The following is a 12,805-nucleotide window of genomic DNA, read 5'->3' on the forward strand; positions in this document are numbered from 1 at the left end:
TGCGCATTTAACTAGGCGACGGACATGCAGCATGTCCACTGAACTCCATCAAAAACGCCAAGACAGTTGCACGCGCCAAGTTTGATGTAGACAAATCCTGGCCCAGGTCCGATTTTTCGGAGTGAGGTCTGACATGCATCGGTCTTACGCTGCACCCATTGGTTGTATAGACATAATCCGCTCCCACCAGTCGCTCGCTACAAAGCCAGCGCGCGGATCACCCTCTGAACAGCCGAGCAGCGGCTTGTCTCCAAGGTTGTGCAAGTTTGGCATTAGTCGAGGGCGTATGAATCGATGACTTACCAAGCACCTCCGGCATATCCCGCAACCGTATCCACGGTTCGCTCTGCCAATGCAGCAAGCACAACGACCGCCCGGTCCAGGTCATCAGGCTGGTCTGCGGAGCATCGTGCTGTGTTGGACCTTGTGCGTCACGCATCACAGCAATCACCTCATAGGTGAGCCATCGTCGCAGGCTGCGATTCTCTGGAATGTAGTGGTGTGCCAATACGGTGTACGCGCCCGACTCACTGATCATCACGGTGTTCCGGTACTCGCCGTATCGCAAAAGCATGACGGTGCGATGCTGATCCGCATCGAGCCTGCGAATGATTTGCTCGTCGAGATAACGGCCGATCAGTCGGCCAAGTTCGCGTGCGCAGAACCAGGCTTGGGATTCGAGCCAGAGGGCGTGGAGAGGGCGGTTGTGGCGGGAGAAAAGGGTAGGTTCATAGAGATCAGTCATGGCTGACCTCCGTGGTGCAGGTGTTTTGATTCAGGCGGGCCGCGTCTGCGAAAAGCCTGCGAGCATGAGCTACGTTAGGCATTTCTACTACCTCTGTGTGATGACAGCCTTCTCAGGGCTAGGTGTCGGGAGCTAAGAAACCCCACACAGCGGGCCGGACGTATTTCCCTTTCGGGTCTTGTATTAGCCCACTCCCGACATAACAGAGTGTTTCTGTGCGCAGCAGTAGACCACAGGCACAAAAATGCCGCATCTGTCGGGAGCGGGTGAGCCGCTGTGTGCGGCGTTTCTTAGGCGCCATGGAGGAAGGTAAGAGATTTGAGCGGGAGGGTCAATCTAGAATGGTGTAGTCCATTTCTGAAATTAAGATTTGCAGTTCCAATGGATTTTCGGAGATCTACAGGCTGGGGATATAGATAGAATTTTTCGACTTCCGCGCCGGGACGCATATGGTGGGCGGGCTCCAGAAGGAAATCGGAAGCGCTGCACCGGGGATCAGTTGAGCGCATTGCATGTGGGGTTTGTGGAGCGTTTACATTGAATTATGGATCGCATGCTCTGCCTCAAGCTTGAAAATGATCTATTCGTCGAAATAGCGGCAAATTAGGCGGCCAAATTCGCGGGCGCAATCAGGTGTTGGATTCGAGCCAGAGGGGGAGAGGGAGGTTGTGGTCTAATAAAAGTGTAGCTCCTTAGCGTTTAGTATTATTCGGTTTCCTGTGAAGTGGAAAATCTGCTAGGCGATTGTTTTTTAAGCGTGGAAGTAGAAGGTAAAGTGCCTTGAATTGTTGGTTAGTCTGAGGTGGTAGGGGTTTCTGTTTTTATTTTTCTATAAGTTTTATTTTTTTAGAAGTCACAAGGGTTTTGGTGTGAAGTGCTTTAGTTTTTTTATGATCTAAATAGATTAACTTTGCTCGGGAGAGAGCCTCTCTCCCAGAGCGCTGTGCGAGTGTCAAGTTTTAACTATATGGCCTCCACATCCAGGGCACATGTTTTTTTCCCAAGCGAATTTCATTGTTTGCGTGATTTCAAATTTGCAAGTAGGGCAAGGGAAAATCTCCCCTGCTTTGAGCTTTCTGTTCTTGATTACGGTCACGGGGTTGTAGATATATCGCCGTACTCTGTTATGAATATCTTCATATTTTGTAATGAATTGAAATTTCTTGTCTTTTTGATGACGGTCGTATGTGCATGAGTAGCTAAGTGCAAATATGGAAAGTTTATTTGGTATGTGGCTTTCCTTGGCGCTTACACGGTCCGTTCTCTTGTGCAGTAAACGTTGGTAAATCAGCTCGGAAAAATCATTCTCTGCTAATGCGGCATGGTTTTCAGCACTTTCTTCTACTGCGATGTGGCTGGTTTTATTTTTAATTGCAAAATCTTCAAGATCACGCCAGGCAGACATTGCGTGGGAGCTAGCTTCGAAATTTAGTAGTTTTTTCTCTCCGTCAGACTTAATAGCACTTTTTATCATTGAAGCTGAGACATATTGGAATGCACCGCCTCGTTTCAGGGGGTTGTTTCTATAAGTTACAAACTCATTCCAGGCGTGAACCAATATGGTGCCGAAGTCTCTAGGGTTTCCCATAGAGCCCATGATTAGTAACTCAAAATTGATTTTGTTGTTTATTAGTACAGAGTTTGAGATGTCAGTCCTGAGTAAGTGGTGTTGCAAACGTTTGTCGATGAAGTCCTGAAAGTATTTAATGCACGAGCTTTGATCGGTTTCATATATAAGCGATTCATCTAAGTCGATGAGATGTTGTAAGTCGTTACCTATCGAAAGAGGGTGAAGGGTTCCGCGATACGGTACGTATGCGATCCAGAAATAAATTGGGTTGTCGATGATTTTGTTTATGTAGGAGGCCAGAAGTTTCTGTGCGCTCCCTTCGTAGTAAAGTTTTTCCCACTCGTCAATATAGAATGTTATAGATTTTATTTTTAGCTTTTCTATGATTTTTTTTATGGTAGTTGATATGTGGGAAATATCGAGATAACTTAAGTATTTTGAGTGTTCTTCTTGTGAGATTTTAGTTTCTTCGACTTGCTTTATTTTATTTGCAATATTTAGGTTGACGCCTGCTGGAGAGGCCTTGAGTGAGAATTCTTCAACTGCTTCTATCAAGTCTTTAAGTTGGCTATTTATTTTTTGCTGGCCAGCCTCATAGTTCTGTATAGTGTGCGTCCCAGCCAGTAGAGGCTTTTGTGCCTCAAGCAAAACATCCAGTGCTTCACTGATTTGCTGTGTTAGTTTGTTTGGGATAATGTAGGATTTTATTTTTTCAAGTGTAGTGGTTTTGGTTGATGTTGTTAATGTTTTCTGGAGATGTTCTATGATTCCAGTTATCAAGAAGCTTGAAAATATCCGATTAAGTATTTCTTGAGTGCAGTCTGCTGGGATGTTTAATTTTTTTGAGTTTAGGTATACTGAATCGCCCCTAGTTTCGTAGACACCTCCAAGCCTCATAATGAGGCCCAAATAGGAGGAGCCATGAGTCGTCAGCGTTACCCCGAAGAATTCAAGATCGAAGCGGTCAAGCAAGTGACCGAGAAAGGCAAACCTGTCGCCGATGTCGCCCAGCGCCTGGGTATGTCCGTGCACAGCCTTTACGCCTGGATCAAGGTCTACAGCAAGCCCCAAGAGCAGCGTCAGCAAGACGACGATCAGCAGGCCGAACTGCGCAAGCTACGCGCTGAACTCAAGCGCGTGACGGAAGAGCGAGACATCTTAAAAAAGGCCGCCGCGTACTTTGCCAAGGAGTGCGGCTGAAGTACGCCTTCATCAAGAAGCACTCGACTGATTACCCGGTGCGGCGCCTTTGCCATACCCTCAAGGTGCACCCCAGCGGTTATTACGCCTGGCTGGCCGAGCCTCAATCTTCCCGAGCAAAAGAAGATCAACGTCTGCTTGGCTTGATCAAACACGCTTGGCTGGAAAGCGGAGGTGTATACGGCTACCGCAAAATTCACGATGACCTGCGTGAGCTGGGAGAGGAATGCGGTCGAAATCGAGTCGGGCGCTTGATGCAGGCGGAGGGGCTGCGTTCTCAAACGGGCTATCGGCGGCGTCCAGGGTTCTATGGTGGAAAACCAACAGTGGCCTCGCCCAACCACCTCGCGCGGCAGTTCAAGGTCAGTGAGCCGAACAAGGTCTGGGTGACAGATATCACTTACATCCGCACCTATGAAGGGTGGCTCTACCTCGCGGTAGTGCTGGATCTGTTCTCACGCCAAGTAATTGGTTGGTCAATGAAGCCAAGGATGAGCAGCGACCTAGCTATCGACGCGATGTTGATGGCTGTTTGGCGACGCAAGCCTCAGCAGCAAGTGATGATTCACTCAGATCAAGGCAGTCAGTTCAGTAGCTCGGATTGGCAAAGTTTCTTGAAGGCCAACAATGTAATCAGCAGCATGAGCCGGCGGGGAAACTGCCACGACAATGCCGTAGCCGAGAGCTTTTTCCAGCTTTTGAAGCGGGAGCGAGTCCGACGAAAGATCTACACAACCCGTGAAGAAGCCCGAAGTGATATTTTCGATTACATCGAGATGTTCTATAACCCTAAACGCCGACACAGCAGTGCTATGCAGCTGTCTCCAGTAGAGTATGAGAAACGCTATTTCCTGAGCTTGGAGAGTGTCTAGGAAACCAGGGGCGATTCATACAGCTAAGTGACCATTCTTAAATAGGTCTTGGTTAATTCGATGTCTTGCAAGCAAAAGTAAATGTGTTTTACCCGTTCCACGCAAACCTTGAAGTACGCCGCTAGAAGATCCGGTGTGAGATATTAGCTTGTTGAGGTGATCTTTTATGTCAACATGTGTTTCAGATAACTCAATGATTTTTTCGGCAGAGGCCTCAAGGCTTAGATCGAAGTCGGCTCGTAAATCAGAGAAAGATTTTGTGATTTTTTGGACAAGATCTGTATCCTTTACAATGTCTCGCAGCTTTGCTTTTTGAGTTGCCATTACAGATCCTTTGCTATTCGATGAGCAGGAATACGCTAGGCTAATTTGTACCATGGCTATAGGCCATTAACAATCAGGCGATCTTTCTGATTTTGACGATATTTTAAAAAAAAAGGACAGCTAAAAGCTGTCCTTTTTGGTCTTAGAGCTTAATCAATCCCAGCTCAACGCGCCGCCAGTCTGATACTCGATAACCCGCGTCTCGAAGAAGTTCTTCTCTTTCTTCAAGTCCATGATTTCGCTCATCCATGGGAACGGGTTGGTGGTACCTGGGTACTCTTCCTTCAGGCCGATCTGCGACAGGCGACGGTTGGCGATGAACTTGAGGTAGTCCTCCATCATCGCCGCGTTCATGCCCAGCACGCCGCGTGGCATGGTGTCGCGTGCGTATTCGATTTCCAGCTGGGTACCCTGCAGGATCATCTGCGAGGCCTCTTCCTTCATCTCGGCATCCCACAGGTGCGGGTTTTCGATCTTGATCTGGTTGATCACGTCGATACCGAAGTTCAGGTGCATCGACTCGTCACGCAGGATGTACTGGAACTGCTCGGCAACGCCGGTCATCTTGTTGCGACGACCCATCGACAGGATCTGGGTGAAGCCGCAGTAGAAGAAGATGCCTTCGAGTACGCAGTAGTAGGCGATCAGGTTGCGCAGCAGCTCCTTGTCGGTCTCGACGGTGCCGGTGTCGAACTCCGGGTCCGAGATGGCACGGGTGTAGCGCAGGCCCCAGGCGGCCTTTTTCGCGACCGAAGGGATCTCGTGGTACATGTTGAAGATCTCGCCTTCATCCATGCCCAGCGATTCGATGCAGTACTGGTACGCGTGGGTGTGGATCGCCTCTTCGAACGCCTGGCGCAGGATGTACTGGCGGCACTCGGGGTTGGTGATCAAGCGGTACACGGCCAGTGCCAGGTTGTTGGCAACCAGCGAGTCGGCGGTGGAGAAGAAGCCCAGGTTGCGCATGACGATGCGACGCTCGTCGTCGGTCAGGCCTTCGGGGGTCTTCCACAGGGCGATGTCCGCGGTCATGTTGACCTCTTGCGGCATCCAGTGGTTGGCACAGCCATCCAGGTACTTCTGCCAGGCCCAGTCGTACTTGAACGGTACCAGCTGGTTGAGGTCGGCGCGGCAGTTGATCATGCGCTTCTCGTCGACCGCTACACGGGCAGCAGAGCCTTCCAGCTCGGCCAGGCCTTCGGCGATGTCGAGATCGTCCAGGGCCGCCTTGGCGCGCTTGACCGCGTCGGAGTCGGCGGCGGTCACTGCACGGGCTTCCTGCGCGGCCACACCGCCAGCGCTGTCGAGCTTGTCGATGCCCGCTTCAGCCACCTGAGAGGCGGTTTGACCTTTGGCGGCGACTTCGCCGTCTTCGTTTTCGAATTCGTCCCAGCTCAGCATGATGGGTCTCCTGCTTGAGGGCCATGAAAGAGTATGGCCGGTTGGATCTAGGGTTGCGCTGCTCGCGGTTAAGGTGTGCACGCAAAATCTTGGAATGCTTCCGGGGGCGCAGCCCCTCGGGGAGGGCGGGGTGACCCGCACCTGGGTGTTCGGCGATAGAGGCCGGTGGTTGTGCCGACCTCTTCGCTGGCAAGGCCAGCGCCTTCAGGCCTTACTGGCAGGCTTCGCAGTCCGGCTCGTCGATCGCGCAGGCTTTTGGCACTGGGGCAGGGCCGGCTGGCGCTGCTGCCTGGACCGGGGCGCTGTCACCACCGCTGGACACGGCGTTGAGCTTGCCGGTGCTGATGGTCGACTTCTCGGTGCTGGTGGCGGCCAGGGCACGGAGGTAGTAGGTGGTTTTCAGGCCACGGTACCAGGCCATGCGGTAGGTCACGTCCAGCTTCTTGCCCGAAGCGCCGGCAATGTACAGGTTCAGCGACTGGGCCTGGTCGATCCACTTCTGGCGACGGCTGGCTGCATCGACGATCCATTTGGTCTCGACTTCGAACGCGGTGGCGTACAGGTCCTTGAGCTCCTGCGGAATACGCTCGATCTGCTGCACCGAACCATCGTAGTACTTCAGGTCGTTGATCATGACCGAGTCCCACAGGCCGCGGGCCTTCAGGTCGTGGACCAGGTACGGGTTGATCACGGTGAACTCGCCCGACAGGTTCGATTTCACGTACAGGTTCTGGTAGGTCGGCTCGATCGACTGCGAAACGCCGGTGATGTTGGCGATGGTCGCGGTCGGTGCGATGGCCATGATGTTCGAGTTGCGAATGCCTTTCTGCACGCGGGCACGTACCGGTGCCCAGTCCAGGCTCTCGTTCAGGTCGACATCGATGTACTGCTGGCCACGTTGCTCGATCAGGATCTGTTGCGAGTCCAGCGGCAGGATGCCCTTGGACCACAGCGAGCCCTGGAACGTCTCGTAGGCGCCACGCTCATCGGCCAGGTCGCAGGAGGCCTGGATCGCGTAGTAGCTGACCGCTTCCATCGACTTGTCGGCGAACTCGACCGCAGCGTCCGAACCGTACGGGATGTGCTGCAGGTACAGCGCGTCCTGGAAGCCCATGATGCCCAGGCCCACAGGGCGGTGCTTGAGGTTCGAGTTGCGCGCCTGCGGCACGGAGTAGTAGTTGATGTCGATCACGTTGTCGAGCATGCGCACGGCAGTGTTCACGGTGCGTTGCAGCTTGGCGGTGTCCAGTTTGCCGTCGACGATGTGGTTCGGCAGGTTGATCGAGCCCAGGTTGCAGACCGCGATCTCGTCCTTGTTGGTGTTCAGGGTGATCTCGGTGCACAGGTTCGAGCTGTGGACCACGCCCACGTGCTGCTGCGGCGAACGCAGGTTGCACGGGTCCTTGAAGGTCAGCCACGGGTGGCCGGTCTCGAACAGCATCGACAGCATCTTGCGCCACAGGTCTTTGGCCTGGACGGTCTTGAACACCTTGATCTTGTTGTACTCGGTCAGGGCTTCGTAGTACTCGTAGCGCTCTTCGAAGGCCTTGCCGGTCAGGTCGTGCAGGTCTGGTACTTCGCTTGGCGAGAACAGGGTCCACTTGCCGTCATCGAAGACACGCTTCATGAACAGGTCGGGGATCCAGTTGGCGGTGTTCATGTCGTGGGTACGACGACGGTCATCACCGGTGTTCTTGCGCAGCTCGATGAATTCTTCGATATCCAGGTGCCAGGTTTCCAGGTAGGCACAGACCGCGCCCTTGCGCTTGCCGCCCTGGTTGACCGCAACAGCGGTGTCGTTGACCACCTTGAGGAAGGGCACGACGCCCTGGGACTTGCCGTTGGTGCCCTTGATGTAGGAGCCCAGTGCACGCACAGGGGTCCAGTCGTTGCCCAGGCCACCGGCGAATTTCGACAGCATGGCGTTGTCGTGGATCGCGTGGTAGATGCCCGACAGGTCGTCCGGCACGGTGGTCAGGTAGCAGCTCGACAGCTGCGGACGCAGGGTGCCGGCGTTGAACAGGGTCGGGGTCGAGGCCATGTAGTCGAACGACGACAACAGGTTGTAGAACTCGATCGCACGGGCTTCCTTGTCTTTCTCTTCCAGCGCCAGGCCCATGGCCACGCGCATGAAGAACACCTGTGGCAGCTCGAAGCGCACGCCATCCTTGTGGATGAAGTAGCGGTCGTAGAGGGTCTGCAGGCCCAGGTAGGTGAACTGCTGGTCGCGCTCGTGGTTGATGGCCTTGCCCAGACGCTCCAGGTCGAAGTCGGCCAGGGCAGGGTTGAGCAGTTCGAACTGCACGCCCTTGGCCACGTAGGCAGGCAGCGCCTTGGCGTACAGCTCGGCCATTTCGTGGTGGGTGGCGCTGTCGGCCACTTCGAGGAAGCTCAGGCCTTCGGCACGCAGGGTGTCCATCAGCAGGCGGGCGGTGACGAACGAGTAGTTCGGCTCGCGCTCTACCAGGGTACGGGCGGTCATCACCAGGGCGGTGTTGACGTCCTTGATGGCCACGCCGTCGTACAGGTTCTTCAGGGTTTCGCGCTGGATCAACTCGCCATCGACTTCGGCCAGGCCTTCGCAGGCCTCGGTGATGATGGTGTTCAGGCGGTTCATGTCCAGCGGCGCGAAGCTGCCGTCGGCCAGGCTGATGCGGATGCTCGGGTGCGGCTGTACCGAGGCGTCGGCCGGAGTGCGGGTGGCACGCTCCTTGGCACGCTGGTCACGGTAGATCACGTAGTCACGGGCGACTTTCTGCTCGCCGGCACGCATCAGGGCCAGTTCGACCTGGTCCTGGATCTCTTCGATATGGATGGTGCCGCCCGAAGGCATGCGACGCTTGAAGGTGGCGGTGACCTGCTCGGTCAGGCGGGCGACGGTGTCGTGGATGCGCGACGAGGCGGCAGCGGTGCCGCCTTCAACTGCGAGGAACGCTTTGGTGATGGCCACGGTGATCTTGTCGTCGGTGTAGGCGACGACAGTGCCGTTACGCTTGATCACGCGCAGTTGGCCGGGGGCGGTGGCAGCCAGATCCTGGTTCGAATCAGCGGCCTGCGGCGCCAGCGCCTGCGGGTTCTCGCGAGTTGTGTCGGTTTGCATGGGTGTCTCCACGTTCTCTATGTTTGTTCAGATGCCTTTTGGGCACCTACCGTTCCGTCCGAAAGCTCGCCAACTTGCCCACCGGCGCATGCGCGCCTGGCCGGGCAGGGTCTACCGACTTCGGGACAGATCAGGAAAAAAAGGGGCAATCGCTTGCCGCTCCCTGGCCGAAGTCAAAGGTTCTGGGCCACGGCCCAAAAACTGTTGCTGACGGGGTTGCACTTGCAACACCCGTACCCGAAACAAGGCCCGTCGCGGGCTTGCACCGGTCGCCTTCCGCAGGAGCGGTTTGGCTGCGAATTTCAATCAAAGTTCAAGCAAAAAAAGCGCCTCTGAAGGCTTGAGTTCTCTGCTCCACTTGTGCTTGGATTTTTGTTCAAAACCCAACATGTAGTGTTTTGTCGCGCTGGGGATACAAGATAATGCGGTATCGGGGGTATTGCAAGGCAGTGGCCTGTGGATAACGTGTGGGTAGATTGTGCGTGATTATGGGCAAAGCCTTGTAGGCCGCGTCCCACCGCCATTCCACCGCTCGTCACTCTTTTTTTGCCCGGGCAAAGCGTCGCAGGGGCATTTTTGAGGGCGCGAACCCTATCACAAAAAACGCACTTGTCCAGCGACTTTGGCGCGGCTTTTTCCGGCGCCCGGCAGTGGTAGTATCGCGGGCCAATGTTGCCCTTTATTGAAGGGCTTCACTCCAACAATAAAAAGCCCAGCCGAGGTGATCCGTGCAGCAGCCCAACAGTCAGGTGTTGATCGTCGAGGATGACGAGCGTCTAGCCGAGCTGACCCGTGACTACCTGCAAGCCAATGGCTTCGACGTGGCGGTGGAGGGCGATGGGGCGAAGGCGGCGGCGCGCATCGTGGCCGAGCAGCCAGACCTGGTGATCCTCGACCTGATGCTGCCCGGCGAGGACGGCCTGAGCATCTGCCGCAAGGTGCGCACGCAGTACAACGGGGTCATCCTGATGCTCACCGCGCGCAGCGAGGACCTGGACCAGGTGCAGGGCCTGGACCTGGGCGCCGACGATTACGTGTGCAAGCCGGTGCGCCCGCGCCTGTTGCTGGCGCGGATCAACGCCTTGCTGCGCCGCACCGAGGTGCCGGCCACCACGGCCGAGCGCCAGAGCCTGCAGTTCGGCCCGCTGCGGGTGGACAACACCCTGCGCGAAGCCTGGCTCGGCGACAATGGCATCGAGCTGACCGCTGCCGAGTTCGACCTGCTGTGGCTGCTGGTGAGCAACGCGGGGCGCATCCTGTCCCGCGAAGAGATCTTTACCTCCCTGCGCGGGGTGGGCTATGACGGCCAGGACCGCTCCATCGATGTGCGCATTTCGCGCATCCGCCCCAAGATAGGCGACGACCCCGACCACCCGCGCATGATCAAGACGGTGCGCAGCAAAGGCTACCTGTTCGTGGGCGAGGCTGCCCAGGCGCTGGGCCTGGTTGAATGAACTCGATCTTCCTGCGCATCTACGGCGGCATGCTGGCCGCCCTGGTGCTGGTGGCGTTGCTGGGCGCGCTCAGCCTGCACCTGCTCAACGAGGTGCGTGCCGAGCAGTACCGCGAGCGCCTGGCCCACGGCACCTTTACCCTGATGGCCGACAACCTGGCCCCCATGAGCGATGTGGAGCGTACCCGGGCGCTGGCGATATGGGGGCGCCTGCTGGGCATTCCGCTGGCCCTCGCCTCGATCGATCAGGCCGCCCTCGACGGCAGCCAGCGCACCCGCCTGCAACGCGGGCATGTGCTGGTGCAGCGCACCGGCCCCCATGCGGCGCGGGTGCTGCGCCAGGTGCGCGGGCAGAACCTGTTGCTGACCGGCGAGGTGCAGCAGATCAGCGAGCAACTGGCCCGCGCCACCATCTACCTGCTGGCCGACGAACTGGTGCGCTACCCGGTGGGCGAGCAGCCGCAGCGCCTGGCCGAACTCAAGCAGAGCAAGGGGTTCGGCTTCGACCTGCGCCTGCTCAGCCTCGACCAGACCGACATGGACGGCGACCAGCGCCGTCGCGTCGACGAAGGCGACACCGTGATGGCGCTGGGCAAGGACGGCAACTCGATCCGCGTGTTCGCCGGCATGGTGGCCACGCCCTGGGTGCTGGAGATCGGGCCGCTGTATCAGATGAACCCGTATCCACCGCAGATGCTGCTGGTGATCGCGGCGCTGGGGCTGTGCCTGATCGGCCTGATCGTGTACCTGCTGGTGCGCCAGCTGGAGCGGCGTCTGTCGGGCCTGGAGGCGGCAGCCACGCAGATTGCCCAGGGTAGCCTGGACGTGCGGGTGGCAGCGGACGACGCCGACTCGGTGGGGCGCCTGGCCGCGGCGTTCAACCATATGGCCGGGCACCTGCAGCAATCGCTGAACATGCAGCGCGAACTGGTGCGGGCGGTGTCCCATGAGCTGCGCACCCCGGTGGCGCGCCTGCGCTTTGGCCTGGAGATGGTCGAGAACGCCAGCAGCGAGCACGCCCGCGAGAAATACCTGCTGGGCATGGACAACGACATTCAGGACCTCGACCGACTGGTCGACGAGATGCTCACCTACGCACGTCTTGAGCAAGGGGCGCCGGCCCTGAACTTCCAGCGTATCGACCTGGACGCCTTGCTCGACCAGGTGATTGCCGAACTGGCGCCGCTGCGCCGCGAGGTGCGGGTGCTGCGCGGGCCGTGCCAGGGCGGCGAGCAGGGGGCGTGGGTCGAGGCCGAGCCGCGCTACCTGCACCGCGCCCTGCAGAACCTGGTGAGCAATGCGATGCGCCACGCCGAGTCGCAGGTCAGCCTGAGCTATCAACTGGGCGCCCAGCGCTGTCGCATCGACGTCGAGGACGATGGGCCGGGGGTGCCACAAAGCGCCTGGTCGCGCATCTTCACGCCCTTTACCCGCCTGGACGACAGCCGTACCCGCGCCTCTGGCGGGCACGGGCTGGGCTTGTCGATCGTGCGGCGGATCATCTACTGGCATGCCGGGCGCGCCCTGATCGGCAAGAGCGAGCGCCTGGGTGGTGCCTGCTTCAGCCTGAGCTGGCCACGCGCGCATGACACGGAGCAGGCGCAGGAGGACGGCCTTGAGGCTCGCTGAGCTGTTGCGCCCCGACGCCTTCGATGCCCTGCTGCTGGGGCTGTACGGCCCCGAGCTGATGCCGGCGCAACGGCCGGTGCTGGTGTCGCAATGGTCCAAGTACTACTTCGCCGTGCTGTGGCGTGCGGCCCTGGTCGGGCGCGCCCCGTTGCAGGTTCAGGCGCTGGAGGTGACGCTGGATGGGCGCGGCCTGCCAACCGACCTGTCGACGTCCGCGGCGGTGGGCGGTGTGGCGGCGGTACTGGAACGGCACCTGCCAGCCATCGTCGAGCAACTGGCCGTGCTGGGCAGCGTGCCGGCGGCGGTGTTGTGGGGCAATGCCGGTGACTGCCTGGAGCAGATTGCAGGTGAGCGGCCCGAGGTCCAGCGGTTGCTGGATACGCCCGGCAACCCGCTGTACGGCGCGGTGCGCTACACCCCTGACGGGCGGCGGGTCAGGCGCACCTGTTGCCTGAGCTACAAGGTCGAGTGGGTTGGGCGCTGCGCGCAGTGCCCGCTGTAAGCCTGCGGC

Annotated in this window: 9 protein-coding genes; 4 read left to right on the top strand and 5 right to left on the bottom strand. The window is 57.8% G+C overall.

The window, feature by feature from the left end; genetic code table 11:
- Window positions 1–217: 217 nt before the first annotated feature.
- Entirely contained in the window at window positions 218–745 is a 528-nt protein-coding gene (locus V9K84_RS01585) for a Bro-N domain-containing protein (protein WP_088513937.1), read from the bottom strand.
- A 952-nt stretch (window positions 746–1,697) separates the two neighbouring features.
- Window positions 1,698–3,212, bottom strand: coding sequence for a hypothetical protein (locus tag V9K84_RS01590; RefSeq protein WP_338793648.1), 1,515 nt, complete (start codon window positions 3,210–3,212; stop codon window positions 1,698–1,700).
- 24 nt (window positions 3,213–3,236) lie between these two features.
- On the opposite strand from V9K84_RS01590, the gene V9K84_RS01595 reads away from it, so the two are divergent.
- Window positions 3,237–4,387 (top strand): IS3 family transposase gene (locus V9K84_RS01595; protein WP_095160079.1). Its coding sequence is split into 2 segments (ribosomal slippage): window positions 3,237–3,480 and window positions 3,480–4,387, totalling 1,152 coding nucleotides; the frame shifts between segments, so codons are not numbered across the junction.
- Between the two features lie 15 nt (window positions 4,388–4,402).
- Here the strand turns inward: V9K84_RS01595 and V9K84_RS01600 are convergent.
- The 3 genes from V9K84_RS01600 to V9K84_RS01610 all read right to left on the bottom strand — a co-directional run bounded on the left by V9K84_RS01600 (window position 4,403) and on the right by V9K84_RS01610 (window position 9,212).
- Window positions 4,403–4,711 (bottom strand): hypothetical protein, encoded by a 309-nt coding sequence (locus V9K84_RS01600; protein WP_338793650.1) that lies wholly within the window; start codon window positions 4,709–4,711, stop codon window positions 4,403–4,405.
- Window positions 4,712–4,864: 153 nt separating this feature from the next.
- Entirely contained in the window at window positions 4,865–6,112 is a 1,248-nt protein-coding gene (locus V9K84_RS01605) for a ribonucleotide-diphosphate reductase subunit beta (protein WP_043862583.1), read from the bottom strand.
- A gap of 211 nt (window positions 6,113–6,323) precedes the next feature.
- On the bottom strand, window positions 6,324–9,212 hold the full coding sequence (locus V9K84_RS01610; RefSeq protein ID WP_043862582.1) for a ribonucleoside-diphosphate reductase subunit alpha: 2,889 nt from the start codon (window positions 9,210–9,212) through the stop codon (window positions 6,324–6,326).
- Between the two features lie 728 nt (window positions 9,213–9,940).
- Between V9K84_RS01610 and V9K84_RS01615 the strand changes: the two genes are divergently transcribed.
- From V9K84_RS01615 to fhuF, 3 genes are read left to right on the top strand one after another with little or no spacing between them, the layout of a single operon-like run.
- The gene (locus V9K84_RS01615) at window positions 9,941–10,666 is read left to right on the top strand and encodes a response regulator transcription factor (RefSeq protein ID WP_088514034.1); all 726 of its coding nucleotides are present in this window, start codon (window positions 9,941–9,943) and stop codon (window positions 10,664–10,666) included.
- Window positions 10,663–12,294, top strand: coding sequence for an ATP-binding protein (locus V9K84_RS01620; RefSeq protein ID WP_088514033.1), 1,632 nt, complete (start codon window positions 10,663–10,665; stop codon window positions 12,292–12,294). The genes V9K84_RS01615 and V9K84_RS01620 overlap by 4 nt, the downstream gene beginning before the upstream one ends.
- Complete coding sequence (gene fhuF, locus V9K84_RS01625) at window positions 12,281–12,796, top strand: siderophore-iron reductase FhuF (protein ID WP_157811435.1); 516 nt, start codon at window positions 12,281–12,283, stop codon at window positions 12,794–12,796. Before V9K84_RS01620 ends, fhuF begins: the two co-directional genes overlap by 14 nt.
- The last annotated feature ends 9 nt before the right edge of the window (window positions 12,797–12,805 follow it).

Origin of the sequence: Pseudomonas sp. AE27, assembly GCF_037113495.1 — a bacterium.
Lineage (GTDB): Bacteria > Pseudomonadota > Gammaproteobacteria > Pseudomonadales > Pseudomonadaceae > Aquipseudomonas > Aquipseudomonas palmensis.